This is a genomic window from Acidovorax sp. ACV02 (assembly GCF_014851475.1).
Lineage (GTDB): Bacteria > Pseudomonadota > Gammaproteobacteria > Burkholderiales > Burkholderiaceae_C > Acidovorax > Acidovorax delafieldii.
The window spans coordinates 13,780-39,574 of record NZ_JACUZU010000002.1 but is presented as its reverse complement, the minus strand read 5'-3'; the positions used below and the strand labels follow the sequence as shown (position 1 = coordinate 39,574).

The following is a 25,795-nucleotide window of genomic DNA, read 5'->3' as shown; positions in this document are numbered from 1 at the left end:
GAAAGCAGGCCATCGGTGGTTCAGCAGGTACGGGGTGCGGTGCGGGGTCAGAGCGCCAGGCTCATGACCACGGCATCTTCGCGCTGTCCGTGTGCTGCGGGGTAGTAACGCTTGCGGTCGCCCACGCGGCGGAATCCGTGGGTCTGGTAGATCTGCTGGGCGCGCAGGTTGCTCGCCCGCACCTCCAGCCACAGCCATTGTGCACCGCGCCCGCGTGACCACAAGGCCAGGGCGTCCAGCAGCACGCGGGCCCAGCCCTGGCGCTGGTATTCGGGGGTGACGGTGATGTTGAGCAGGTGCACCTCATCCACCCCCATCATGGCCACAAAGTAGCCCAGCAGATGGTCGTCCGCCATCAGGAGCTGCGTCTCGTAGCCAGACGCCATGGCGTCGGTGAAGTTGCCACGGGTCCAGGGGTGCGAATAGGCGCGCTGCTCCACGGCCAGCACGGCATCGAGCCGGGCCAGGGTCAGGGCCTCAAAGCGCGCCTCGGGGCGGTTTTGGCTGGCATCGGACGGCGATGTGGAGGAGGTAGGCAGTGCGCTCATGCTGGATTCGTTCACCCTTTTTTCAGGGCGTCACAGCCGCCTGGGCGGCGCGCAGTGCGGCGCGTTCAGCGGTGGTTTGCGCCACTTTATCGCGGATATAGCGCGGCAGGGCGTCACCAGCGGCCACGGCATGGCCCGCGGCAATCAGCGCGGGCGCCAAGCGCAGCAGGGCCGTGGCGGTGGGTAAAGCAGTGATGTGCGTGGCGGTCGGTGCCAGCCGGTCGCCATAGGCTGCGCGGGCATTGCCGGCTAACGTCCAGCCATCGGGCGGCTGCACCGACTCGGGCGCCCCCAGGCCAAAGTCTTCGTCTGCGTGCCAGCGGGCTTCGGCGGGCAACCATTCGCAACGCGCGTGGTAGACCTCGTCCATGCGGGCATCCAGCACCGCCACCACGTGGGTACAGCCGTGTTGCTGGCGTGCTTCCTCAGCCACGGCCAGCAGGGTGTCCACGGGCAATACCGGCACGCCCTGACCGCCCTTGGCGCCAAAGGCCAGCCCCTGGGCCACGGCGCAGGCGGTGCGCAGTCCGGTGAAAGAGCCAGGGCCGCGCCCGAACACCACCGCATCCAGCATGTCGAAAGTCAGGCCCGCCTGCGCCATCAGCGCACGCACGGCGGGGATCAGCGCCGCCGAGGCCTGTGCGCCCCCCGGCCCCTGGTGCTGCCAGACCCCATCGCCATGCTGCACGGCGATGGAGAGGGTGTCGGTGCTGGTGTCAAAGGCGAGCAGATTCATGGGCAGGGTTGGAAGATCTTGGGTGGCCCGGTCGGTGAGCGGGCGGTCAGGAGGTGGCTGTGGCTGGGGTGGACGGGGCTTGGCTTTTGCGCAGCACGCCCAGGAGGATACCGGTGGTGACCAGCAGCAGGCCGACCACCAGATTCCAGTGCATCGGCTCTTCCAGGAAAATCACCGCCCCCATGGCGGACAGACCGGGCACCAGGGCCGTGATCATGGTCGAGCGCACGGGGCCGTAGTGCTGGATCATGCGCGTGAAACCAATGCCGGAGACCACCACGGAGCCACCACCCTGGAACAGCATCTGGAACGCGATCTCGCTCCATGGCGCCTGGGCCAGGTGGCTGGTGACCGCGCCCAGCCAGACCAGCAGCGCATAGCTGGGCAGGTACACCACGCAGGCAAACGCGGTGATGGCGATGGTGGCCTGCACCGCATCGACCGCGTGGCGCCGCGCCAGCACGCTGTAGGTGGCCCAGGACGACGCGGCCAGCATGAACAGCAGGTCGCCCTTCCAGACGTCCCCGCCCGAAAACGCCGCCAGCAGGCTGCGCCCACCCACCAGCAGGTCGCCCGCCACGATCAGCGCCAGGCCTGCAGCGCGCAGCGGCGTGATGTGGTCGCGCAGCAACCAGGCGGCCAGCAGCGCCGTCCACAGCGGCAAGCTGCCCGGCATGAGCACCGCCGCATGGGTGGCCGGTGCATGGAAGAACCCTGAATAGGCCAGCAGCGCGTACAGCAGCCCGCCAAAGCTGCCCAGCAGCGCCGTGGTGCGCAAGGGCAAGGGGGAGATACCCGCGAGGCTGGATGGCGGTGCCGAGGCCTCCAATGCTGTCTGGCGCCGTCGCACCATCCACCAGCCCCAGGGCAGCAGCACCAGGCTGGCGCCCACAATGCGCAGCAGTGCGATGTCGAACGGGGTGAGCGTGCGCTGGGCCGAGGCGCGGGCGATGATGATGAAGCCCGTCCAGATGGTGACGGTGACCACGGCCGCCAGCAGGCCGATGGTGCGGGGAGAAAAACGCATCGCGCGATTATCGGCGCCCGCCGCATGCCGTGCTGGCGCGGGGCCTGGTGCGGGTGCGCGGGCGATAGACTCCCCGCCATGTTGTCTGTTTCTGCTCTTTGGCGCCGCCGTGTGCTGCGTGGTGTGGTGGGTTGTGCGGCTGCGTGGCTAGTGGCCGCAGGCGGGGCGGGCCTGGCGGGGGCGCAGACGGGCGGGTCGCCTGCTGGCTCGCTGCCGCCCGAGGTGGAGGCCACCCTGGCGCGCGCCAAGCTGCCGCGCGAGTCCCTGTCGGTGGTGGTGGTGGACGCGCAAGCTGCAGGCAAGGCCAGCCCGCGCCTTGCACACCGTGCCCAGGTGCCTGTGAACCCCGCGTCGGTGATGAAACTGGTGACCACCTATGCGGCGCTGGAGCAGCTGGGCCCTGCCTATGTCTGGAACACGCCGGTGTATGTGCAAGGCACGGTGCAGGACGGCAGCCTGCGGGGCAATGTCTACATCCAGGGCCAGGGCGACCCCAAGCTGGTCATGGAGCGGTTGTGGCTGCTGATGCGGCGGCTGCAGGGCCAGGGCATCCAGGTCATCGTGGGCGATATCGTGCTGGACCGCACGGCGTTCGACGTGCCGGACCAGGACCCGGCACGGTTTGATGGCGAGCCGCTGCGGCCCTACAACGCCTCACCCGACGCCCTGCTGCTCAACTACAAATCGTCGGTGATGACCTTTGTGCCCGATGCTGCCGCTGGCCTGGCGCGCGTCCAGTACGACCCGCCCCTGGCCGGGATGCAGCGCCAGCCCACCGTGGCGCTGGCGGCGCCGGGCGCCGACTGTGGTGACTGGCGGACCGCTCTGCGTGCGGAGTTGTCGGACCCCTCGAAGGTGTCGTTCCAGGGCGTGTACCCCGCTGCGTGTGGCGAGCGGGTGTGGCCGGTGGCGGCGGCCGACCCGCGTGGCTTTGCGGCGAGGGCGGTGGAGGGCATGTGGCGCGAACTGGGTGGCAAGCTCACGGGCAGCGTGCGCGACGGCAAGGTGCCCCCGGGCCTCAAGCCCGCGTTTGTGGTCCCGTCCCCTGCACTGGCCGAGGTGGTGCGCGACGTGAACAAGTACAGCAACAACGTGATGGCGCAGCAGGTCTTTCTGACCCTGGCGCTGCAAAAAAATGGCGTGGCCACATTCGACGGCGCCCGCGAGGTGCTGCGCCAGTGGTGGCAGGCCCGCATGGGCGATGCCGACCTGCCGCAGGTGGACAACGGCGCCGGGCTCAGCCGCGACGCACGCCTGACCGCACAGGCCCTGGCCCGCATGCTGCAGGTGGCCTGGGTATCGCCCGTGATGCCCGAGCTGGTGGCGTCGCTGCCGATCACGGGTGTGGACGGCACGCTGCGCCGCAGCCAGAGCCGTGCTGGCACCGCCCACCTCAAGACGGGCAGCCTGCGCGACGTGATGGCCGTTGCAGGCTATGTGCATGCCGCCAGCGGGCGCCGCTATGTGCTGGTGGCGGTGGTCAACCACGCCAATGCAGGGGCAGCGCGGCCCGTGCTCGACAGCCTCATCGACTGGACGGCGCGCGAGCAGTGAATAATTGCTGCTGCCCTGCGTTTTCCCCACCATGCAACTCCATGAACTGATCGGCTACCTGGCCGCCTGCCTGACCACCTGCAGCTTCGTGCCGCAGGCCCTGCACACCTTTCGCACGCGGGACGTGAGCGGTATCTCGCTGGGCATGTACAGCGTCTTTACCGTGGGGGTCGCGCTGTGGCTGGCCTACGGCCTGGCGCTGGCGGCCTGGCCCATCGTGGTGGCCAATGCCATCACCCTGGCCCTCGCGGGCACCATCCTGGGCATGAAGGTTTTGTACGGCGTGCGCCGTCCCGACTGACTGGTCTAACAGGCCTGCGCGCGCTGTCGCCTAGGTGTCTGGCGGCGCCCGTCCTCCCGCGTTATCCCCTATGGATGCTGCAGCGCAGGTGCGCGCACGATGCGTCGTTCTTCACTGACCGAGGTATCCATCCATGACCTATTTCCGCCTTACCTGTGTGGCCGCTGCAGCGGTCCTGCTTGTCGCCTGCGGTGGCTCTGACGACCCGGCGCGCGGCGCACTGATCGACCCCCCCGCCACGCTCACGACGCTCACCGTGGCGCAGATCGACGCGGCCACGGCCAGCAGCGGCCTGCAGGCGATCAGCGGCAAGGCCAAGTGCGATGTGAAGGTGGTGTCGCTGAACTATGCGACCGTGGGTGCCAAGAGCGGCGAAAACACCAACGCCTCGGGCGTGATGCTGGTGCCTGCCGGCGCCTGCACCACCGCAGCGCCCCTGGTGGCCTATGCCAAGGGCACCGATGTGCAAAAGCCCCGCACCCTGGCCAACCCGCAGGACAACGAAACCTTCCTGCTGGCGGCCATGTACGCCGCGCAGGGTTATGCCGTGGTGGCCACCGACTACCTGGGCTTTGCCAAGTCGGGCTACAGCTATCACCCCTACCTGCATGCCGACTCGGAAGCCACATCGGTCATCGACTCGGTGCGTGCTGCACGCAATGCGGCGGGCACTGTGGGGGCCACGCTGTCGGGCAAGGTGATGTTCACCGGGTACTCGCAGGGCGGCCACTCGTCCATGGCAGCGCAGCGCGCAGCCGAGCGGGACTACGGCAACGAATTCAATGTGGTCGCAGGCGCGCACCTGGCAGGCCCCTACAACCTGTCGGGCTCGCTGCGCATTCCGGACGCGATCGCGGGCGTGCAGTTCTTTGTGCCCTACCTCGTGACGTCCTGGCAGAAGGTCTATGGCAACGTCTATACCGACGTGAAGGATGTGTTCAAGGCGCCGTACTCCGGCTACATCGAGAACCTGCTGCCCAACCCCACGCTCAACTACACCACCCTGGTGACCACGGGCACGCTGCCGTCGGGCACACCGAACCAGGCGCGCGACGCGCTGTTCCAGTCGGCGTTCATCACCGGCTCCCAGACCAGCACCACCCACCCGCTGTACCTGGCCGCCAAAAAGAACGACCTGCTGGGCTGGACCCCCAAGGCGCGTGTGATGCTGTGTGGCGGTGCTGGCGACCCCACCGTGCCGCCGGCCGTTCACATGGTCGTCATGAAAGCCGACTTTGACAGCCGGGGTGTGACGAACGTCAACACAGTCGATGTGGACGCTGCCATCCAGGCCACCTACGGCCCTGGCGGCAAGGCGCCCACCGACCCTAACTCGGCAGCCTTTGCCACCTACTACGGCAGCTACCACGGCACCTACGAGCCGCCGTTCTGCCATGCGCAGGCCAAGGCCGTGTTCGACACCGTCAAATGACAGCCGTGATGCCTGTGTGAAGCGCTGAACGGGCCCCACAGGCTTTTAGAACCCGCCACCTAAGCCCCACCGGTGTTTACCCGGTGGGGCTTTTTTTTGTTGGCGAATATGATTTGCGAGGAATAGCACGGTCGTTCTATTTTTACGATAACAGGAGTGATACCGATGGTTTTTCAGCGCAAGGCTTTGTGGGTTTCTCTGGCGGCAGCATCGCTGCTGGTGGCGTGTGGGGGCGGCGGTGCCGACACCTCTCCGGTGGCGCCCATCAAGACGGTCAAGGTCATGGGCGACAGCATTGCAGACAGCGGCACGTTTGGCTTCAAGTTCACGGTGCAGGGCAGTGCGCCCACAGGCCCAGCGTCCACACCCATCTGGCCCGAGCTGGTGGCTAGCAGCTACGCAAACACGCTCTGCCCCCGCTATGTGTCCACTGGCAGCGCGTTCAACACAGCGGCGGGTTGTACCAACTACGCCATTGGCGGCGGGCGCATCAACAACTTCACGGCCCCCGCGTCGCCTGTCTCCATCGTCAAGCAACTGACCGATGCAGGGGCCGACGGCTTCAGCGCGGGGGACCTGTTGCTGATCGACGGCGGTGGCAACGACGCTGCGGACCTCATCGGTGCCTACCTGTCGGCCTCCAAGGATGGCGGCAAGGCCTTCGGTGCCCTGCTATCCACCTTGCTGCCAGCGGCTACGGTGAACGCCGGCCTGGCGGGCGGTGCTACGGGCCAGGCCCAGGTGGGCGGCGCCTACATGGTGGCGCTGGCCGACAAGTTCCACGACGCGATCGAAGCCAATGCCTTGAGCAAGGGCGCGCAGCGTGTGGCGGTGCTCAACATGCCCGCCATCGACAAGACGCCGCGTCTGCAACAGGTGCTCGGCGGCATCACGGCGTCGGCCGGCGCCGCCGCGAGCGCGCAAGTGCAGGGGCTACTCAAGGCCTGGCTTGAAGCCTTCAACGCCCAGCTGGCCAAACGTTTTGCGGGCAACAGCAAGGTGGTGGTGGTGGACTTCTACACCTCGTTCAACGACCAGGTGGCCAACCCCGCGCAGTTCGGGCTGACCAATGCCAAGAACACCGCGTGCCCCATGACCGGCCAAGGTGCTGACGGCCTGCCCACCTATACCTTCCCTACGTGCACGGCGGCAGCTTTGTCGGCACAGACGCCGCCCGCAGGCGCCACGGGCGGCGCGGACTGGTGGAAGACCTATGCGTTCTCCGACAGCTTCCACCCCACGCCGTATGGCCACCAGCTGGTCAGCCAGCTGGTCTCGCGTTCGCTGGCCCGTGCGGGTTGGCTGTAATCGGCTGTTGAAGGGTTCAAACACCATGCAAAACAAAACCATCACCCCTTCCCTGGCTGGCGTTGTGGCCGCACTGGCGCTCATCCTGTCCGGCGGCGCGCAGGCCCAGACCGCTGGCAGCTGGCTGGTGCGCGTGGGCGCCACGCAAATCGCGCCCCAGGTCACCAGTGGCGACCTGTCGGCGCCCAGCTTCACGGGCACCAAGGTGGACGTGCATGCCGACACCCAGCTGGCTGGCGGCATCACCTACATGCTCACCGACCACTGGGCGGTGGACGTGCCTCTGGCGCTGCCTTTCAAGCACGACATCATGGGCGCCGGAGCCATCGGCGGCGTGGGCAAGATCGGCGAGGTCAAGGTGCTGCCCATGACCGTGTTCGCGCAGTACCGTTTTCTGGAGGCCAATGCGCGGGTGCGCCCCTACGTGGGCCTGGGCGTGACCTACGCCAAGTTCTTCAAGGAGCGGGGTACCGCCGCGCTGACCGGTCTGACCGGCGGCAGCCCCTCCCGTCCCACCACGCTGAGCGCTGAATCGCGGTTTGGCCTCACGCCTCAGGTGGGGGTGAGCGTTGCGCTCAACGACCAGTGGTCGCTGGACGTGGCGTACTACAAGACTTTTGTGAAGACCCGCAACACCCTGTCCACAGGGCAGACCATTGACGTCAAGCTCAACCCCAACGTGGTGGCATTGGGCGTGGTGTATCGGTTCTGATCCGCACAAGGTGGCAGACCAGCTGCCCACAAAAAAAGGCCGCCCTCGGGGCGGCCTTTTTGTTTCGGGGCGCCTGCAGCGCTCCGTCTTACCAGCGCGCGCGCAGGCGGTCGTAGGCGTAGGTGCCAAACTGGCGCTGGGCCGACGGCGTGAGGTACACGGTGTCAGCAAACACGAACGAGGTGGCATTGGCACCCGACAGCAGCGTGGAGGACGTGCACAGGGCCGAGTTGACCTGGCCTGCGCCAATGCCGATACCGTTGGTTGCATCCACCGACGTGCACACTGCCGCCGTGGAGTTGTTGAAACCGTAGTTGCCAGGCACGCTGGTGTACAGGTTCACGTAGTAGGCCGAGTCCACGTACAGCACGTTGGCGCCCAGGTCCACGATGCCCACCAGCAGGCCTTCGTTGAAGCGGCTGCTGGCGTTGCTCAGCAGGGCTTCGCGGCCGATGGTCTTGGCCCAGGGGGTCTTGCTCAGGTCGTAGGTGCCGGTCACCACCACATACTTGGCGCCCGCCGTCACCAAGCGGCGCACCTGTGCAGCCAGGTCCTCTCCAGCCTTGCGGGCGGCGGCCACCATGGCGTCCTGGGTCTGGGTGCCTGCGTTCACAGCGGCCATGCCGGCGATCACGTCGCTGATACCGCCGCTCACGATCACCACGTCGGTGGCCGCAAAGCTGCCACTGGCCAGAAAGGTATCGATTTGTTCGGTGACGGTCCGGGTGCTGGCATTGCCTGCGGCGTCGGGCTTGGCGCTGACGCGGGCGTTGCCAGTGGCGTAGCTCAGGCCGCCTGCGGAGACCGGGGCGAGCGACTTGCCGTAGTTGGCCACCAGTTGCAGGGTCCAGTTGTTGACGCTGCCGTCATTGACCGTGTAACGCGAGCCGTTTTGCCCCACATCGTTCATGGCGTCGCCGAACGCAATAAAGCGCTGGGGCGAGATGGCCGATTCGGTGGTGCTGGAACCGCAGGCCGCGAGCAACGCGGCCGACGCACATGCGGCGACCATGATGGTGCGGCGCATCCAATTTGCTGCCATGTATTTCTCCAGAAAAGTGGGGGGTAGTTTAACGACGCAAAGTCAACGGATGTAAAGCGGCGCCATCGTGCCGGGTCAGGCGGCGGAGGCGCGCTGCAGGCGGTCGCGCACGCCCTCCCAGTCGGGGCTCGCCGGCGGGGTCTCGATCCAGATCAGCTTCACGCCCTCGTCGTCAAAACCGCGCAGCACGGCGAACAGCTGCTGCGCCGTGGCAGCCGCGTCATCGGGCATGCGCCGCATGACCAGCTTGGAGGACCGACTGCGCAACGCAGCGCGGGCATAGATCGCAATGTGGGCGGCATCGGTACCCAGCAGGTCCAGGCTGGTCTGCAGTGCCTTCGCGTCCATCAGCCGCACCTTGGCGCTGGGGGCATAGTGGGCCTCCAGCGTGCCCGAGGCGCGGGGTGTGGCCGTGGGGAGGTCTTCCTTGGACAGCGGGGCCATGCCGCAAGCGGCCGCAATCTGCGCCCGGGTGATGGCGCCGGGCCGCAGCAGCACCGGCACACCACGCGTGCAGTCCACGATGGTGCTTTCAATGCCCACATCGCAGGGCCCGCCGTCCAGCACCAGCAGGTCGTCGCCCAGCTCGTCCTGCACATGCTGGGCGGTGGTGGGGCTCACGCGGCCAAAACGGTTGGCGCTGGGGGCTGCAACGCCCCACACGGGAGGGCCGCCGGCCTCATTGCTGTCGCCAGCGGCCGCGCAGGCCACCAGCAGGGCGTGGGCCACGGGGTGCGCGGGGCAGCGCAATCCCACGCTGTCCTGCCCGCCGGTGGCGGCGGTGGCTACGCCGGGCAAGCGCGGCAGGATGAGCGTGAGCGGGCCGGGCCAGAAGGCATCCACGAGCTTTTGTGCAAAGCCGGGCACTTCACTGGCGAAATGCGCAATGCCCTCGGCATTGGCCACGTGCACGATCAGCGGGTGGTCGCTGGGCCGCCCCTTGGCCGCGAAGATCTGCGCCACGGCGGTATCGCTGCTGGCATCGGCTGCGAGGCCATACACCGTTTCGGTGGGGAGACCCAGCAGGGCGCCGCTGCGCACTGCGCGTGCAGCGGTGGCGATGGCCTGGGGGTCGTTGCCGTCGAGAATCATGGAAACAGCCTGGCTCAGAAGGGCTCGATGCCCAGCAGCGCTGCGGCCTGCAGGGCCGTGGCGCGCGCAGCCTCGGGGGTGGCGGCGGTGATGTTCAGGTGCCCCATCTTGCGGCCGCGCTTGGCGTCGCGCTTGCCATACAGGTGCAGGTGGGTGCCGGGCAGGGCCAGTACCTGGGCCCAGGGCGGGGTCTGCGCCGCGTCGCCGTGGGCAAACCACAGGTCGCCGAGCAGGTTCAGCATGACGGCAGCGCTGTGCTGGCGCGGCTGCGTCAGCGGCAGGCGGGCCATGGTGCGCACCTGCAGCTCGAACTGCGACACATCGCAGGCGTTCTGGCTGTAGTGACCGCTGTTGTGTGGGCGCGGTGCGATCTCGTTGACCGCCAGGCTGCCGTCCTGCAGCACGAAGAACTCCACGCACAGCACGCCCACATACTGCAGGCCTTCTGCTACAGATTTTGCAGCGGCTACCGCTTGATCCACTAGCGCTTGCGGCAGATTTCCTTCATAAACCTCGGTCACGGCCAGGATGCCGTCGCGGTGCAGGTTGCGCTGCACCGGCAGGTGCACCATCGTCCCATCGGCACCACGCGCCACGATGACGGAGCATTCCAGCTGCAGCGGCAGCATCTTCTCCAGCACGCAGGCCACTTGGCCGACCGAATCCCAGGCGGCGGCCAGATCGGCGGGCGTCTTCACGCGCACCTGGCCCTTGCCGTCGTAGCCCATGCGGGCCGTTTTCAGAATGCCTGGCAGCAGGTCGGTCGATACAGCGGTCACTTGTTCTGCCGTTTCGATCACCGCATACGGCGCGCAGGGCACGCCGCAGGCCACAAAGTGCGCCTTCTCGCGTGCACGGTCCTGCGCCACCGACACAGCGCTGGCGGCGGGCGACACGGGGCGTTGCGCGGCCAGGGTGGCCAGTGCGGCAGCGGGTACGTTCTCGAACTCGGTGGTCACCGCATCCGACAGACGGGCCAGCTCGGCCAGGCCCTGCGGGTCTTCGTAACCTGTCTGGATGTGGTGGTGGCTCACCAGCCCGGCAGGGCTGGTGGGGTCGGCATCGAGCACGGCCGTGAAGTAGCCCATGGCCTGGGCCTGGTGGACGAACATGCGGCCCAGCTGGCCGCCACCCAGAACACCCAACGTCGATCCGGGGAGCAAGGGTTGCATGGCGGCGCTCATGCGGCGGGCGGCAGGGTCATGTTGCGGGCCACTTCCGTCTGCTCGGCGCGGAAGGCTTCCAGGCGCTGGCGCAGCTCGGGGCTCTCATTGGCCAGCAGGGCCACGGCAAACAGGGCGGCGTTGGCCGCGCCGGCGGTGCCGATGGCAAACGTCGCCACGGGGATGCCTTTGGGCATTTGTACGATGGAGTGCAGCGAATCCACGCCTTGCAGGTGGCGGCTGGCCACGGGCACGCCCAGCACGGGCACGGGGGTCTTGGCGGCGATCATGCCGGGCAGGTGGGCAGCACCGCCGGCCCCGGCGATGATGGCCTTCAGCCCCCGGCCTGCGGCGGCCTCGGCGTAGGCAAACATGTCGTCGGGCATGCGGTGGGCCGACACCACGCGGGCCTCGTGCGCGATGCCGAACTGTTCAAGGATTTGCACTGCATGCTGCATGGTGTCCCAGTCGCTGCTGGAACCCATGACCACGCCGATCTGGATGGGTTTCATGGTGTGGAAGGTGCTGGCCGGCAGGCCTTGCCTGCCCAGCCGCTATAGGTAGAACCCGCGATTTTACTTTTTGCGCCTCCCTGGCGGGTGTGGGGCTGTTTCGATGGGCCAAAATAGCGCGCAAACCGCTCCATAGGCCCCGGGCCCCACACCATCATGATTGACGTCACCGTAGAGAACTTTGAAGCCGAGGTGGTTGCCGCCTCGATGAACGTGCCCGTGCTGGTGGACTTCTGGGCGCCCTGGTGTGGCCCCTGCAAGTCCTTGGGGCCGGTGCTGGAGAAGCTGGAGACGGAATACGCGGGCCGCTTCAAGCTCGCCAAGATCGACTCCGACCAGGAACAGCAGCTGGCGGGCATGTTCGGAATCCGCAGCATTCCTACCTGCGTGCTGCTGATGAACGGTCAGCCTGTCGATGGTTTCATGGGCGCTTTGCCCGAAGGCCAGGTGCGCGCCTTCCTCGACAAGCACGTCCCCACCGCTGAAGAGATGGTGGCCGAGGCCGAGGAAGAAGAGGCGCAGGAAGCTCTCGCCGGAGGCGATACCGGCACCGCATTGGAGAAGCTGCAGCATGCCGTCGTGACCGACCCCGCCAACGATGACGCGCGCTTTGACTACGTCAAGCTGCTGCTGCAGCTGGGGCGCGAGGACGATGCCAAGGTGGCTTTTGCTCCCGTGATTGCCAAGGCCGCCATGTCGCGCAAGCTGGGGGCCCTCAAGACCTGGATGGATGCTCTTGATTTTGTAGCGTCTGACGCATATGACGCTAGCGCTGAGGCCGAATTTGAGGCAAAAATCGCTGCGAACAAGCGGGATTTCGACACCCGCTATGCCCGGGCCCGCTGGCTCATCACCCAGCAGCGCTGGACCGACGCCATGGACGAACTGCTCGAAATCCTCATGCGCGACAAGGCGTGGAGCGAAGAGATCGCCCGAAAGACCTACGTCGCCATCCTCGAACTGATCGAGGCGCCCAAGCCCAAGGTCGCCGAGGGCCAGATCCCGCCCGAAGACCCGGTGGTGGTCACCTACCGCCGGCGGTTGTCGAGTGTCGTGCTGAGCTGAGGGCTCAAGAGGTTGCAGTGGTGAACGGCGCGACGCAGGCGCTCTCCATCCAATTGCCACCCAGGCGCAATGGGTCACGTCTAGGCTGCCTACGCCGCCGGCTCTATGGCGGCGTTGTGGTGTGGATACTGGGGGTGACTGGTTGCGTGACGCGTCCCCCTGCTCCAGACGCCGTGGTTACGGGGGTGGCGCTTTCGCGAGAGCGTGTCATGCTGCCGCCCGAGGCTGTTTTTGAGGCCACTTTGCTGGATGTGACCCAGCCAGACCAGCCGCCTGTCGTTTTGGGGCGCCAGCGCCGCCAACCTGCAGGTCAGCCCCCTTACGCGCTGTGGATTCCCTACCCCTCTGCGCGGTTTGTGCCCAAGGGGCGTTATGAGGTGCGGACCACCGTCACCTTGGAGGGGCGGTTGCTGCTGGCCAGCGACAGGCGCTATCCAGTGCCGCAGGACACGGCCTACCGCCATGTTGATGTTCAAATGCAGCGGCTGCTGCCGCTGGCTGCCACCGTGGAGGCGTCCGTGCCCCTGCTTCTGACCCATTGGCGGCTCGTCGAAATGGCTGGGGAGGCTTTATCCCGTCCTGCCGATGGTGCGGCGGTGCCCCATCTGGTTTTCCAGGCAGATGAGCCACGTGTGACAGGCTCGGGCGGCTGCAACCGCTTTCTCGCTGACTATGAGTGGCAACCTCAAAGCGGACACCTACGCATGGGGCAGCTCGTGTCCAACATCAGCTTGTGCCTGCAAAGCAGTGGGCTAGAGGCCCAGTATTTTGAGGCGCTGCTGGCGGTGCGGGGCTTTCGCCAGGTCGGCACGCAGCTCTTGCTACGGGGGGCCGAAGGCGAGCAATTGCTGCGTTTTGAAGCCGTCGAGACGCCGCTGGGCTAGGCGCCTAACGGGCTTTTGGCGGGTGCCACTCCCACAGCAGGTTTATGCCGATGTCAGCCGCTCCAGTGCCTCACGGTACTTGGCCGCCGTCTTTTCAATCACCGCCTGGGGCAGGCGGGGTGAAGGCGCTGTCTTGTCCCAGGGCTTGCCGTTGACCTGGGCCTGCTCCAGCCAGTCGCGCACAAACTGCTTGTCGTAGCTGGGCGGGTTCTCCCCCTTGGCTAGGGCTTCAGCGTAGCCCTCCACTGGCCAGTAGCGGGAGCTGTCGGGGGTCAGCACCTCGTCCATCAGCACCAGCGTGCCGTCAGGGGCCAGGCCAAACTCGAATTTCGTGTCGGCAATGATCATGCCCTTGGTGAGCGCGATGTCGGCCGCGGCCTTGTAGATGGCAATGCTCAGATCGCGGATGCGGGTGGCCAGGTCCAGGCCAATCATCTCCACCGTGCGCTCGAAGGTGATGTTCTCATCGTGCTCGCCCATGGCGGCCTTGGCGGCGGGCGTGTAGATGGGTTCGGGCAGCTTGGCGGCGTTGGTCAGGCCGTCGGGCAGGGGCACGCCGCAGACCGAGCGCGATTCCTGGTATTCCTTCCAGCCGCTGCCAGCCAGGTAGCCGCGCACCACGGCTTCGACCGGGATGGGTTGGAGGCGCTGGACCAGCATCGAGCGGCCACGGATTTGAGGGGCTTCCTCGGGGCTCACCACGCTCTCGGGTGCGTCGCCTGTGAGGTGATTGGGGCAGATGTGGCCGAGCTTGTCGAACCAGAACAGGGCCATCTGCGTGAGCAGCTCGCCCTTGCCTGGAATGGGTTCGCCCATGATGACGTCGAAGGCCGACAGGCGGTCGCTGGCCACCATCAGGATGCGGTCGTCGCCCACGGCGTAGTTGTCACGCACCTTGCCGCGTGCCAGCAGGGGCAGCGAAGTCAGGGCCGAAGTGTGCAGGGCGGTGGAGCTGGGCTGGGTCATGGTGTCGGTGTGGGCGGTGGGTGTCCGCTGCGGGCAGTCCGAAGAACGTAGGGGAAAGGGGCGCGCGGCAGGGGAGGCCTGGACGCAACCGATGGATTTTACGCGCCGCTCTGAAGGGCGGCGGTTTCCGCGGGGAATGCGCCGAGAAGGGTGTGTCCCGGGCAGCCATGCGGCACACTGGGCGGCCCTGAACCTGCCTGGGCCCCTGCGGCCGTCTGCTGTGTCTTCTTCTACGCCTGAGCTTTCTCCCCGCCGCGAACTGTGGCTGCTGCTGACACTGGCAGGCATCCAGTTCACCCACATCCTGGATTTCATGATCATGATGCCGCTGGGCCCGCAGCTCACGCAGCTGTTTGCGATCACCGACGCGCAGTTTGGTTTGCTGGTGTCTGCCTACACGCTGTCGGCGGGGGCGTCAGGCCTGCTGGCTTCGACTTACATCGATCGCTTCGGTCGCAAGCGGCTTCTGCTGGTGCTCTATGGCCTGTTTGGGCTGGCGACGCTGGCGTGTGGCCTCGCGCCCACGTACGGCACGCTGATGGTGGCACGCATTCTCGCGGGGACTTTTGGCGGCGTGCTGTCGGCCTTGTCGCAGACCATCGTGGCGGACGTGGTGCCCTTTGAGCGGCGAGGGCGTGCCATGGGCATCGTGATGACGTCGTTTTCCGTGTCCACGGTGGCTGGCGTGCCCCTGGGGCTGATCCTCGCGCAGTACGGGGGCTGGAACCTGCCGTTCATTGGCATTGCCGCCATGGTGGGAGTGCTGGCCGTGCAGGCGGCCCGCACGCTACCGACCATGGCGGGCCATGTTCAGGCTGCCAACGGGCGGTCTGTGCTGAGCGGTATCACCCAGGTGCTGGCGGATGGCAACCACCGTTGGGCATTTCTGTTCTCGGCGTTGCTGATGTTTACAGGTTTTACGGTGATTCCCTACATCACCATTTACATGCAGACCAATGCGGGTGTGCGCGCCGATCAGGTGCCGCTGGTGTACCTGTGTGGCGGGGTGGTGACCTTGTTCACGGCACGGCTGTTCGGGCGCATGACAGACCGGCATGGCAAGGTGCCCACCTTCCGGTGGCTGGCCCTCGCAGGCCTTCCCTGCATCCTGGGTATCACGCTGGTGCAGGGGTTGCCGCTGTGGGGCGTGTTGATGGTGTCCACGCTGATGTTCACTTTTGTCAGTGGCCGCATGATTCCGGGCATGGCCATCATTGCCTCTGCGGCGCACGCGCCTTTGCGGGGGACCTTCATGACGCTGAACGCCTCCGTGCAATCGGCGGCGATGGGTGTTGCGTCTTTTGTGGGAGGGGTGCTGATCAGCCGCGATGCGCAGGGGCTGGTACAGAACTACTGGGTGGCTGCGCTGGTGGGCATCGGCGCCAGCCTGCTGTCGATGCTGGTGGTGGGGCGCCTCACGCTGCATGGCGCGACGCCGTCGGCACGGTGACAAGGGAGGGGCTTGCGCTGCACTTTGGCCAGTCCCTTCAATCCACCCATTGTGCGCGCTTTTCGGGTGCTTGGCACCTTGCCGGGCATAACCCAGCGGCCTGCGGCGGTATGGGATTGCATTTCAGGGAGGGCAGGGGCATAGTGAACCCACGACGTCAACAACAGATGCATCCAAGTTCGCCGAGCCGCTCCTCTGATCCAGGACGGCGTTTTTCCACCGAGAGCCACAGGAGACTTATTTATGAACTTGACGATCAGCGGTCACCACCTCGAAGTTACTCCCGCCTTGCGCAACTACGTCACCACCAAGCTGGACCGGATCACCCGCCATTTTGACCAAGTTGTCGATGTTAAGGTACTGCTGACGGTAGAGAAGCAAAAGGAAAAGGAAAAGAGACAGCGAGCGGAATGCAACATCCACGTCAAGGGCAGCGACCTGTTTGCCGAAAGCTCCCACGCCGACCTGTATGCGGCTGTGGACGAACTGGTCGATAAGATGGACCGTCAGGTGGTCCGCCACAAGGACCGTTTGCAAGATCACCACCACGAAGCCGCCAAGCGCGAACTGCACGCTTGATGCGCCAGCCCTGAGCCTGGCACAGCAGCCGCCCCTCTCGGGCGGTTTTTTTGTTGCCTGACGCGCGGCGCTCAGGGTTTTCGCCAATATGTGCATAATTGTTACCCTTGACCATGAACCGACTCGCCTCCATCCTGCCCTCCGCTCAAGTGCTTGTGAGCGTGGACGCCACCAGCAAGAAGCGTGCTTTTGAAGAAGCGGGTCTGCTGTTTGAGAGCCAGCACGGCCTCTCCCGGGCGCTGATCACCGACAGTCTGTTTGCACGCGAACGCCTGGGCTCCACCGGGCTCGGTCATGGCGTGGCCATTCCCCATGGGCGCATCAAAGGCCTCAAGGCCCCGATGGCGGCCGTGTTTCAGTTGCTCAATCCCATTGGGTTCGATGCGCCGGACGAGTTGCCGGTGGGTCTGCTGATCTTTTTGCTGGTGCCCGAGGCGGCCACGCAAAAGCACCTGGAAATCCTCTCCGAGATTGCCGAGTTGCTCAGCGACTCTGCCTTGCGCGAAAAACTCAAGGCCTGCGCTGATGCCGCCGAACTGCACGGCATGATCGCGGGCTGGCAATCCACCCAAACGGCCTGAGTGCTTTCGCCGCCGCCTGCGCTGATCACCCTGACTGACCTGCCGTGAAGCCCAATGTTGTCAGCGCCGATGTTCTTTTCGAGGAATTTCGCGGCCCCCTGAAGTGGGAGTGGGTGGCAGGTCTCGGAGCGTCCGAGCGCCGTTTTGACGAAGTGGCCGTGCGCTCCGCACGTTCCGGCGCCGATTTGGTCGGCTATCTCAACTACATCCATCCGTACCGGGTCCAGATCCTCGGCGAGCGCGAGATTGCGTACCTGAGCAACGCCTCCCCTGACGATTGCAAGCGCCGCATCGCCCGTATAGTGACGCTGGAACCTCCCGTGCTGGTGCTGGCCGACAACCAGACCGCACCCGACGCGCTGGTGTCGATGTGCGAGCGCGCGCAGATTCCGATGTTTTCCACGCACGAGTCGTCGGCGTTTGTCATCGACGTGCTGCGCGCCTACCTGTCCAAGCACTTCGCCGATCGCACCACCATGCATGGCGTGTTCATGGATATTCTGGGCCTGGGCGTGATGATTACCGGCGAGTCTGGCCTGGGCAAGAGCGAGCTGGGTCTGGAGCTGATCTCGCGCGGCAACGGCCTGGTGGCCGACGATGCCGTGGATTTGTTCCGAATCAACCAGACCACCATCGAAGGCAAGTGCCCCGAGCTGCTGCAAAACCTGCTGGAAGTGCGCGGCATCGGCCTGCTCGATATCCGCGCCATCTTTGGCGAGACGGCGGTGCGCCGCAAGATGCGCCTCAAGCTCATCGTGCACCTGGTGCGCAAGGAGACGCTGGAGCGTGACTACGAGCGTCTGCCCTACGAGCCGCTCACGCAGGATGTGTTGGGCGTGCCGGTGCTCAAGGTGGTGATCCAGGTGGTCGCCGGCCGCAACATCGCCGTGCTGGTCGAGGCCGCCGTGCGCAACACCATCCTGCAACTGCGCGGCATCGACACCTATCAAGAGTTTGTCGAACGCCATCGCCGCGCCATGGAGCGCGATACGGGCGGCTAGTCGCGCTCAGGCCATCGAAACTGGCGCGGCCCATACCAGCGCCGTCGCGCAAGGGCCGCCCCGCCGCGCCGGGAGCGTCCCCCTTGGGGGGAGACGCCGAAGGTGGCTCAGGGGGTAGTCATTTCTTAGCGCAGTCGGCGCACTGCCCGTACAGCGCCATGGTATGGTCCTGCACCAGCCAGCCCTTGGCCTTGGCCACCGCATGCTGCCGCTTTTCGATCTCGGGGTCGTAAAACTCTTCCACCTTGCCACACGAAGTGCAGATGAAGTGGTCGTGGTGCTGCCCTTCGTTGAGCTCGTACACCGCCTTGCCGCTCTCGAAATTGCTTCGGATCAGGATGCCAGCCTGCTCGAACTGTGTGAGCACCCGGTACACGGTGGCCAGGCCGATGTCCGAGCGCTCTTCCAGCAGCACGCGGAACACGTCTTCGGCCGTCATGTGGCGCTGCGCCCCCTTCTGGAAAATCTCCAGAATCTTCAGGCGGGGCAGTGTGGCCTTGAGTCCCGTGCTTTTGAGTTCGTCGATATTGGTCATGGCTGGCTCTTTCGGGGGCGGGCAACCGGCTCAGGGTCTGGAGGGGCTGCCGCTACAATGGGACGATCATATCCTTTGGCCTTTTACCCATGCCCGTCCAAGCCCGTTACAGCGCCCGTCTGGGCCTGGTTGTGTTGATCGGTGCCAGCATGGCCGCCCTGACCGGTTGCGGCAGTCTGGATGGCGCCAGCAGCCGCATCGCCAACATCGTCAAGCCCTACCGGGTGGACGTGGTGCAGGGCAATTTCGTGTCCCGCGAGCAGGTCGAAGCCCTGCAGCCCGGCATGAGCCGCCAGCAAGTGCGTGAGATTCTCGGGACGCCGCTGGTCACCAGCCTGTTCCATGCGGACCGCTGGGAGTACGTGTTCACGCTCAAACGCCCTGGCGAAGAGATTCAGACCCGCAAGCTGACCGTGTTCTTCAAGGGCGATGCCCTGGAGCGCTCCGAAGGCGATGAAATGCCGACCGAGACCGAGTTCGTCGCCACGCTGGGTGCGCGCGACGGTGCCAAGGGCAAGGTGCCGGCGTTGGAAGCCACGCCGGAGCAACTGGCCAAGTACCCGGTCAAGGAGCGCCCCGCGCCAGCAGCTGCCACACCGCCGACATTGCCTGCCGCCACCAGTTACCCGCCGCTCGAAGCGCCCGCGCGCTGAACCTTGCGGCCCTGGCAGTGAGCCCGGTGCGCTGGCTGCCCTATCTATGAACAGGACCTTTTCATGACCGCGACTTCTTCGCCTGCGGCTCCCGCGGCATCCCCCCTCCGTGTAGCCGTCGCCGGGGCTTCGGGCCGCATGGGCCGCATGCTGATCGAGGCCATCCGCGCCAGCGACGACTGCGTGCTGGCCGGTGCACTGGATGTGGCCGCCAGCCCGGCCATCGGTTCGGACGCCACGGCCTTTCTGGGCTATGCCAGCGGTGTGGCCATCACGGCCGACTTGGCGGCCGGCCTGAAGAACGCCGAGGTGCTCATTGACTTCACCCGCCCCGAGGGCACGCTGGCCCACATGGCCGTGTGCAGCCAGCTGGGCGTGAAGGCCGTCATCGGCACCACCGGTTTCACCGATGCACAAAAGGCCGAACTCGACGCCTACGCACAGCGCACCGCCATCATGTTCTCGCCCAACATGAGCGTGGGTGTGAACGTCACGCTCAAGCTGCTGCAAATGGCCGCCAAGGCCATGGCCACGGGGTACGACATCGAAATCATCGAAGCCCACCACCGCCACAAGGTCGATGCACCCTCGGGCACCGCGCTCAAGATGGGCGAGGTGATTGCCGAGGCCCTGGGCCGCGACCTCAAGGACTGCGCCGTGTACGCCCGCGAAGGCGTGACGGGCGAGCGCGACCCCTCCAGCATCGGCTTTGCTGCCATCCGTGGTGGCGACATCGTGGGCGACCACACCGTGCTGTTTGCGGGCATCGGCGAGCGCATCGAGGTCACGCACAAGTCCTCCAGCCGCGCCACGTACGCGCAGGGCGCCTTGCGCGCTGTGCGCTTCCTGGCGGCCCACAAGACTGGCATGTTCGACATGTTCGACGTGCTGGGCTTGCACTGATCCGCCGACTCCCATGGACGCGCTCCACTGGTGGCGCCAGGGCGATGCCGTGACGCAAAGTGCGGCACTGGTCTTGCTGGCCATGTCGGTGGCAAGCTGGGTGGTCATTGTGTGGAAGCTGCGGCTCATGCGCCGCGCCAGTGCCGACGTGGCCCGCTGCACGGCCGCGTTCTGGCAGGCGCCCTCGCTGGCCCTCGCGCAGCAACGTTTGCAGTCTTTTGACCGGGATGCGCTAGTGCTTCCTTTGGTGGTTGCTGCAAATTTGATAGCAAATTACGATAGCATGGCCCAGCCCACGCTGGCCACGGCAGGCAGCCTGTCGCAGCGGCTCACGCGGGTGCTGCGCGATGCGCTGCACGATGTACTGGGACGCCTGCAGTTTGGCCAGGTGCTGCTGGCCACGGTGGGCTCCACGGCGCCTTTTGTTGGGCTGCTGGGCACCGTGTGGGGCATCTACCACGCGCTCACCGCCATGGCAGGCGCGGGGCAGATCACCATTGATCGCGTTTCCGGCCCGGTGGGCGAGGCCCTGGTCATGACGGCGGCCGGACTGGCTGTGGCCATCCCTGCCGTGCTGGCCTACAACGTGTTTGGCCGCCTGATCGGCCGCATCGAGGCCGACCTGGAAGGATTTGCGCGCGATCTGCGCGAACTGCTCATCGACACGGCGCCCTTCCACAGTTTGGCTGGCACCACAGAAGATCTGAGCAATGCGAGCAGACTCGCCGCCGGGCCGCTCCAAGGCGGGTCAGCCCCCTTGGGGGGCAGCGAATTACGCGCAGCGGGGAGCGTGGGGGCATGAGCCGACCCGCCGCCGGGCCGCCCCAAGGCAGGTCAGCCCCCTTGGGGGGCAGCGAACCACGCGCAGCGGGGAGCGTGGGGGCATGAGTTTCGGACGACTCGAACGCACCACCGGGCCGCAGCCCATGAGCGACATCAACATGACGCCGCTGGTGGACGTGATGCTGGTGCTGGTGGTCATCTTCATCCTCACGGCACCGCTGCTGGCCAGCTCCATCCGGCTGGACCTGCCGCGCACCGAGGGCGCCACGCCCGGCACGGCCCCGCAATTTGTCACGCTGGTGGTCGACGCCTCGGGCCAGGCCTTTCTGGATGACCAGCCCCTGTCGCAAACCGCGCTGGCAGAGCGCCTGCGCCGCATCGGCGCCGAGCGCCCCGACACCGAGGTGCAATTGCGCGCCGATGCTGCCGTGCCCTATGGCCGCGTGGTCGAAGTCATGGGTGCGGCCCACCTGGCTGGGCTGCAGCGCATCGGATTTGTGGCCGAACCTGCAGCGAATCCTGTGTCGCCTGCGTCTCCAGCCCCGTCCCGCTGACCCACCCCGGCTGCTGGCACGCCAGTGCCAGCCCCTGACCGCCTAAAATCCCTGTAGCGCGGCCCTGCGGCTGCACTCTTCTCTCACCCCCGAGCTCCCATGCAAGACAAATACTCTCCCCAAGACGTCGAACGCGCGGCGCACGACCACTGGACCGCCACCGACGCCTACCGCGTGACGGAAGACACGAGCAAGAAGAAGTTCTACGCCTGCTCCATGCTGCCCTACCCCAGCGGCAAGCTGCACATGGGCCACGTGCGCAACTACACCATCAACGACATGCTCACGCGCTACCTGCGCATGAACGGCCACAACGTCTTGATGCCTATGGGCTGGGACGCGTTCGGCCTGCCCGCTGAAAACGCGGCGCTGAAGAACGGCGTGCCACCGGCCCAGTGGACGTACGAAAACATCGCGTACATGAAAAAGCAGATGCAGGCCATGGGCCTGGCCATCGACTGGAGCCGCGAGGTGGCCACCTGCGACCCCGAGTACTACAAGTGGAACCAGTGGCTGTTTTTGAAGATGCTGGAAAAGGGCATTGCCTACCGCAAGACCCAGGTCGTGAACTGGGACCCGGTGGACCAGACCGTGCTGGCCAACGAGCAGGTGATTGACGGCAAGGGCTGGCGCACCGGCGCCACCGTGGAAAAGCGCGAAATCCCTGGCTACTACCTCAAGATCACCGACTACGCCGAAGAGCTGCTGGGCTTTGTGACGGGCGACAAGCTGCCCGGCTGGCCCGAGCGCGTGAAGCTGATGCAGGAGAACTGGATCGGCAAGAGCGAAGGCGTGCGCTTCGCCTTCCCGCACGACATCCGGGGTGATGACGGCGCGCTGATCGGCGACGGCAAGATGTACGTGTTCACCACGCGCGCCGACACCATCATGGGTGTGACCTTCTGCGCCGTGGCGCCTGAGCACCCGCTGGCCGCCCATGCCGCCAAGACCAATCCTACGCTCAAGGCCTTCATCGAAGAATGCAAGAGCGGCGGCACCACCGAAGCCGAGCTGGCCACGCAAGAGAAAAAGGGCGTGCCCACGGGCCTGTTCGTCACGCACCCGCTCACCGACGAAAAGGTCGAGGTCTGGGTCGGCAACTACGTGCTGATGGGCTATGGCGACGGCGCCGTGATGGGCGTGCCCGCCCATGATGAGCGCGACTTCGCGTTCGCCCTCAAGTACGGCATCGAGATCAAGCAGGTTGTGCTGGTCGATGGCGAACACTTTGACTACCACCAGTGGAACGACTGGTACGGCGACAAGCAGCGCGGCGTCACCATCAACTCCGACAGCTTCAGCGGCCTGTCGTACAAGGAAGCCGTGAACGCCGTGGCCCATGCACTGGAGCAAAAGGGCCTGGGCGAGAAGAAGACCACCTGGCGCCTGCGCGACTGGGGCGTGAGCCGCCAGCGCTACTGGGGCACGCCGATCCCGATCATTCACTGCGACGAGCACGGCGCCGTGCCTGTGCCCGAAAAAGACCTGCCCGTGGTGCTGCCGCAAGACTGCATCCCCGACGGCTCGGGCAACCCGCTGCACAAGCACGAAGGCTTCCACGCGGGCGTGACCTGTCCCGTGTGCGGCAAGCCTGCGCGCCGCGAGACGGACACCATGGACACCTTCGTGGACAGCTCGTGGTACTTCATGCGCTATTGCGACCCCAAGAACAGTGACGCCATGGTCGCTGGCGGCGCCGATTACTGGATGCCGATGGACCAGTACATCGGTGGTATCGAACACGCCATCCTGCACCTGCTGTACGCCCGCTTCTGGACCAAGGTCATGCGCGACCTGGGCCTGGTCAAGGTCGATGAGCCCTTTACCAAGCTGCTCACGCAGGGCATGGTGCTCAACCACATCTACAGCCGCCGCACCGCCAAGGGCGGCAAGGACTACTTCTGGCCGCACGACGTGGAGCATGTGCTCGATGAAGGCGGCAAGATCATCGGTGCCAAGCTCAAGAACGAAGCCACCAGCGGCGTCGGCATGTTGCCAGTGGGCACGCCCATCGACTACGAGGGCGTGGGCACCATGTCCAAGTCCAAGAACAACGGAGTGGACCCGCAGGACCTGATCGAGAAGTACGGCGCCGACACGGCCCGCCTGTACACCATGTTCACCGCGCCGCCCGAAGCCACTCTGGAGTGGAACGACGCTGCGGTGGAAGGCAGCTACCGCTTCCTGCGCCGCGTGTGGAACTTCGGCCTCAAGCTCTCGGCCATCGACCGCGAGGCTGCCATGGCCAGCGTGGCCGGTGCCAGCAGCCTGCAGGACGTGCAGTTTGGCAAGGAGGCCAAGGCCCTGCGCCTGGAGATTCACAACGTGCTCAAGCAGGTGGACTACGACTACCAGCGCATGCAGTACAACACCGTGGTCTCCGGCGCGATGAAGATGATCAACGCGCTCGAAGATTTCAAGGCCATGGACTCGGCCGGTGCCCAGGTGGCGCTGATCGAAGGCTTTGGCATCCTGCTGCGCTGCCTGTACCCCGCCACGCCCCACATCGCCCACAGCCTGTGGACGGGCCTGGGCTACGCTGGTGCGCTGGGCGACCTGCTCGATGCGCCCTGGCCGCAGGTGGATGCCGGCGCGCTGGTGCAGGACGAGATCGAACTCATGCTGCAGGTCAACGGCAAGCTGCGCGGATCCATCCATGTACCCGCCCAGGCCGACAAGGCCGAGATCGAGCGCATTGCGCTGGCCAGCGAGGCCTTTGTGGCCCAGGCCGCAGGTGCTCATCCGAAGCGCGTGATCGTGGTGCCAGGTCGTCTGGTGAACGTGGTGGTCTGACCCCATGAACAAACGCACACTGCTCAGTCTGGCCCCGGTGGCCCTGTTGTCTGCCTGCGGATTCCGGCTGCGTGGTGTGCCGGAGTTCGGGTTTGGCTCGCTCTACATCGCGGCCCCTGCCAGCTCGCCACTGGCGCGTGAGCTGCAGCGCACACTCGACGGATCGGGCAGCCAGCTCAAGCTGCTGCGCGACCCGGCCAGCATGCCGACGGCAGAGGCCATCTTCGATCTGCTGCAGGAGCAGCAGGAGCGTGTGGTGGTGGGCCTCAATGCGTCGGGACAGGTGCGCGAGCTGCAACTGCGCCTGCGCATCAAGTTCCGCCTGCGCACGCCCACCGGCGTGGAGCTGATCCCGGACACCGAGCTGCTGCAGCAGCGCGACATCAGCTACAACGAAACCATTGCGCTGGCCAAGGAGGCCGAAGAGGCGCTGCTCTACCGCGACATGCGGACCGACCTGGTGCAGCAGCTCATGCGCCGGCTCGCAGCAGCCAAGCGCTAAGAGCCGTTCACAGAACTCCCCTGGCGTCGTTGTCTCGCCTTGTCGTACTAGTCGTGCTGCCTGCGGCGAAACGCCTGGCCATGGCCGCTTCGCTGAGTTTTGTGAGCTGCTCTAAGAATGTGCGCGCTCAGGCGCTCACGCGCTCAGCGTCGGCCCCTGGCCGTGCGAGGGCACGCGCATGAGCGTGCTCTTGCCAAACAGCGACTCCACCAGGTCCACCGCCAGCACGGCCGTGCGGTTGCGCACATCCAGCGCGGGGTTGAGCTCCACAATGTCCAGCGAGGCCAAACGCCCGCTGTCGGCAATCATCTCCATGCACAACTGCGCCTCGCGGTAAGTGGGGCCACCGGGCACCGTGGTGCCCACCCCGGGGGCAATGTCGGGGTCCAGAAAGTCCACATCAAAGCTCACATGCAGGTGGGTGTGCGCATCCAGCCCGGCCAACGCCTGCTGCATGGTCTGGCGCATGCCCACCTCGTCGATGTAGCGCATGTCGAACACCTCCAGGCCCTGCTCGTGCACAAAGCGCTTTTCGCCCGCGTCCACACTGCGGATGCCGATCTGCCGGATCTGCGACGGGTGCAGAGCCGGGCCACCGCCCGGCATGCGGGCCAGCCCGGTCAGCGCCTCGGGGCCAAACCCGCACAGGCAGGCCACGGGCATGCCATGCACATTGCCGCTGGGGGTCAGTGCACTGGTGTTGAAGTCGGCATGTGCATCGAGCCACAGCACCCGCAGTTTTTTGCCCACCTCCGCGCAATGGCGGGCCACGGCGCTGATGCTGCCCAGGCCCAGGCAGTGGTCGCCACCCAGCAGGATGGGCAGGTGGCCCAGCTGCAGTTCTGCATACATGGCGTCGAACACGCGCTGGTTCCATTCCACCACCTCGGGCAGGTGGCGGTAGCCGTCCACGGGTGGCTGCCAGGGGTTGGCGGGGCCACTCAGGTTGCCCCGGTCAAACACCTGCAGCCCGTGGGACTCCAGCGCCGCCTGCAGGCCGGCCACACGCAAGGCCTCGGGCCCCATGGAGGCGCCGCGCGCGCCGGCGCCGATGTCGGTGGGGGCGCCGATCAGGCTGGTGGGCTGGGCGCTGCGCAGGGCGGTGGGGGGCATGGCGGT

27 protein-coding genes are annotated in these 25,795 nt (G+C 66.1%); 17 read left to right on the top strand and 10 right to left on the bottom strand.

Features of this window, described 5'->3' with window-relative positions; all coding sequences use genetic code 11:
• Positions 1–47 precede the first annotated feature (47 nt).
• Genes rimI through IB236_RS04090 form a run of 3 tightly spaced genes read right to left on the bottom strand, consistent with a single transcriptional unit; the run spans position 48 to position 2,311 of the window.
• Entirely contained in the window at positions 48–548 is a 501-nt protein-coding gene (gene rimI / locus IB236_RS04100) for a ribosomal protein S18-alanine N-acetyltransferase (RefSeq protein WP_056068154.1), read from the bottom strand.
• 22 nt (positions 549–570) lie between these two features.
• Positions 571–1,284, bottom strand: a complete 714-nt coding sequence (tsaB, locus tag IB236_RS04095) for a tRNA (adenosine(37)-N6)-threonylcarbamoyltransferase complex dimerization subunit type 1 TsaB (RefSeq protein ID WP_192419022.1) — start codon at positions 1,282–1,284, stop codon at positions 571–573.
• A 46-nt stretch (positions 1,285–1,330) separates the two neighbouring features.
• The gene (locus IB236_RS04090) at positions 1,331–2,311 is read right to left on the bottom strand and encodes a DMT family transporter (protein WP_192419020.1); all 981 of its coding nucleotides are present in this window, start codon (positions 2,309–2,311) and stop codon (positions 1,331–1,333) included.
• A gap of 78 nt (positions 2,312–2,389) precedes the next feature.
• Here IB236_RS04090 and dacB point away from each other — a divergent pair, with 78 nt between their 5' ends.
• From dacB to IB236_RS04065, 5 genes are all read left to right on the top strand, one after another.
• On the top strand, positions 2,390–3,865 hold the full coding sequence (dacB, locus tag IB236_RS04085; RefSeq protein ID WP_192419018.1) for a D-alanyl-D-alanine carboxypeptidase/D-alanyl-D-alanine-endopeptidase: 1,476 nt from the start codon (positions 2,390–2,392) through the stop codon (positions 3,863–3,865).
• 31 nt (positions 3,866–3,896) lie between these two features.
• Positions 3,897–4,166, top strand: a complete 270-nt coding sequence (locus tag IB236_RS04080) for a SemiSWEET transporter (protein ID WP_015016142.1) — start codon at positions 3,897–3,899, stop codon at positions 4,164–4,166.
• 133 nt (positions 4,167–4,299) lie between these two features.
• Positions 4,300–5,598, top strand: a complete 1,299-nt coding sequence (locus IB236_RS04075; RefSeq protein ID WP_192419016.1) for a lipase family protein — start codon at positions 4,300–4,302, stop codon at positions 5,596–5,598.
• A gap of 165 nt (positions 5,599–5,763) precedes the next feature.
• Positions 5,764–6,906 carry an SGNH/GDSL hydrolase family protein gene (locus tag IB236_RS04070; protein ID WP_192419015.1) on the top strand — a complete coding sequence of 381 codons (1,143 nt, stop codon included), beginning with the start codon at positions 5,764–5,766 and terminating at the stop codon, positions 6,904–6,906.
• A 25-nt stretch (positions 6,907–6,931) separates the two neighbouring features.
• Complete coding sequence (locus IB236_RS04065) at positions 6,932–7,618, top strand: OmpW family protein (RefSeq protein ID WP_192419013.1); 687 nt, start codon at positions 6,932–6,934, stop codon at positions 7,616–7,618.
• Positions 7,619–7,706: 88 nt separating this feature from the next.
• On the opposite strand, the gene IB236_RS04060 is transcribed toward IB236_RS04065, so the two are convergent.
• The 4 genes from IB236_RS04060 to purE all read right to left on the bottom strand — a co-directional run bounded on the left by IB236_RS04060 (position 7,707) and on the right by purE (position 11,427).
• Entirely contained in the window at positions 7,707–8,660 is a 954-nt protein-coding gene (locus IB236_RS04060; protein ID WP_192419010.1) for an SGNH/GDSL hydrolase family protein, read from the bottom strand.
• Positions 8,661–8,735: 75 nt separating this feature from the next.
• Entirely contained in the window at positions 8,736–9,752 is a 1,017-nt protein-coding gene (locus IB236_RS04055) for an L-threonylcarbamoyladenylate synthase (protein WP_192419009.1), read from the bottom strand.
• 14 nt (positions 9,753–9,766) lie between these two features.
• Complete coding sequence (locus IB236_RS04050) at positions 9,767–10,936, bottom strand: 5-(carboxyamino)imidazole ribonucleotide synthase (protein ID WP_192419008.1); 1,170 nt, start codon at positions 10,934–10,936, stop codon at positions 9,767–9,769.
• Positions 10,933–11,427, bottom strand: a complete 495-nt coding sequence (gene purE, locus IB236_RS04045) for a 5-(carboxyamino)imidazole ribonucleotide mutase (protein ID WP_086913670.1) — start codon at positions 11,425–11,427, stop codon at positions 10,933–10,935. Before purE ends, IB236_RS04050 begins: the two co-directional genes overlap by 4 nt.
• A gap of 156 nt (positions 11,428–11,583) precedes the next feature.
• Here purE and trxA point away from each other — a divergent pair, with 156 nt between their 5' ends.
• Positions 11,584–12,492 (top strand): thioredoxin, encoded by a 909-nt coding sequence (gene trxA, locus IB236_RS04040; RefSeq protein WP_192419007.1) that lies wholly within the window; start codon positions 11,584–11,586, stop codon positions 12,490–12,492.
• A gap of 209 nt (positions 12,493–12,701) precedes the next feature.
• Entirely contained in the window at positions 12,702–13,376 is a 675-nt protein-coding gene (locus IB236_RS04035) for an META domain-containing protein (protein WP_192419006.1), read from the top strand.
• 42 nt (positions 13,377–13,418) lie between these two features.
• Here IB236_RS04035 and IB236_RS04030 read toward each other — a convergent pair whose 3' ends face one another.
• On the bottom strand, positions 13,419–14,342 hold the full coding sequence (locus IB236_RS04030) for a phosphoribosylaminoimidazolesuccinocarboxamide synthase (RefSeq protein WP_192419005.1): 924 nt from the start codon (positions 14,340–14,342) through the stop codon (positions 13,419–13,421).
• 220 nt (positions 14,343–14,562) lie between these two features.
• On the opposite strand from IB236_RS04030, the gene IB236_RS04025 reads away from it, so the two are divergent.
• From IB236_RS04025 to hprK, 4 genes are all read left to right on the top strand, one after another.
• Positions 14,563–15,792, top strand: coding sequence for an MFS transporter (locus tag IB236_RS04025; RefSeq protein ID WP_192419004.1), 1,230 nt, complete (start codon positions 14,563–14,565; stop codon positions 15,790–15,792).
• Positions 15,793–16,035: 243 nt separating this feature from the next.
• Positions 16,036–16,371, top strand: coding sequence for a ribosome hibernation-promoting factor, HPF/YfiA family (hpf, locus tag IB236_RS04020; RefSeq protein ID WP_015016131.1), 336 nt, complete (start codon positions 16,036–16,038; stop codon positions 16,369–16,371).
• Positions 16,372–16,484: 113 nt separating this feature from the next.
• Complete coding sequence (locus tag IB236_RS04015; protein WP_056068066.1) at positions 16,485–16,952, top strand: PTS sugar transporter subunit IIA; 468 nt, start codon at positions 16,485–16,487, stop codon at positions 16,950–16,952.
• Between the two features lie 44 nt (positions 16,953–16,996).
• Entirely contained in the window at positions 16,997–17,953 is a 957-nt protein-coding gene (gene hprK, locus IB236_RS04010; RefSeq protein ID WP_056068067.1) for an HPr(Ser) kinase/phosphatase, read from the top strand.
• 118 nt (positions 17,954–18,071) lie between these two features.
• Here the strand turns inward: hprK and fur are convergent, their stop codons facing one another.
• Positions 18,072–18,488, bottom strand: coding sequence for a ferric iron uptake transcriptional regulator (fur, locus tag IB236_RS04005; RefSeq protein WP_056068069.1), 417 nt, complete (start codon positions 18,486–18,488; stop codon positions 18,072–18,074).
• A gap of 89 nt (positions 18,489–18,577) precedes the next feature.
• On the opposite strand from fur, the gene IB236_RS04000 reads away from it, so the two are divergent.
• The 6 genes from IB236_RS04000 (at position 18,578) to lptE (ending at position 24,676) form a co-directional block, all read left to right on the top strand.
• Positions 18,578–19,141 carry an outer membrane protein assembly factor BamE gene (locus IB236_RS04000; protein WP_192419002.1) on the top strand — a complete coding sequence of 188 codons (564 nt, stop codon included), beginning with the start codon at positions 18,578–18,580 and terminating at the stop codon, positions 19,139–19,141.
• Between the two features lie 63 nt (positions 19,142–19,204).
• Positions 19,205–20,044 (top strand): 4-hydroxy-tetrahydrodipicolinate reductase, encoded by an 840-nt coding sequence (dapB, locus tag IB236_RS03995; RefSeq protein WP_146870695.1) that lies wholly within the window; start codon positions 19,205–19,207, stop codon positions 20,042–20,044.
• 13 nt (positions 20,045–20,057) lie between these two features.
• Positions 20,058–20,846, top strand: coding sequence for a MotA/TolQ/ExbB proton channel family protein (locus tag IB236_RS03990; RefSeq protein ID WP_370539879.1), 789 nt, complete (start codon positions 20,058–20,060; stop codon positions 20,844–20,846).
• Positions 20,847–20,928: 82 nt separating this feature from the next.
• The gene (locus IB236_RS03985) at positions 20,929–21,381 is read left to right on the top strand and encodes a biopolymer transporter ExbD (protein WP_056068075.1); all 453 of its coding nucleotides are present in this window, start codon (positions 20,929–20,931) and stop codon (positions 21,379–21,381) included.
• A gap of 99 nt (positions 21,382–21,480) precedes the next feature.
• Positions 21,481–24,174 carry a leucine--tRNA ligase gene (gene leuS, locus IB236_RS03980; RefSeq protein ID WP_192419000.1) on the top strand — a complete coding sequence of 898 codons (2,694 nt, stop codon included), beginning with the start codon at positions 21,481–21,483 and terminating at the stop codon, positions 24,172–24,174.
• 4 nt (positions 24,175–24,178) lie between these two features.
• Entirely contained in the window at positions 24,179–24,676 is a 498-nt protein-coding gene (gene lptE / locus IB236_RS03975; RefSeq protein ID WP_056068079.1) for an LPS assembly lipoprotein LptE, read from the top strand.
• A 135-nt stretch (positions 24,677–24,811) separates the two neighbouring features.
• Here lptE and rocF read toward each other — a convergent pair whose 3' ends face one another.
• On the bottom strand, positions 24,812–25,789 hold the full coding sequence (gene rocF, locus IB236_RS03970; RefSeq protein ID WP_056743083.1) for an arginase: 978 nt from the start codon (positions 25,787–25,789) through the stop codon (positions 24,812–24,814).
• Positions 25,790–25,795: the final 6 nt, after the last annotated feature.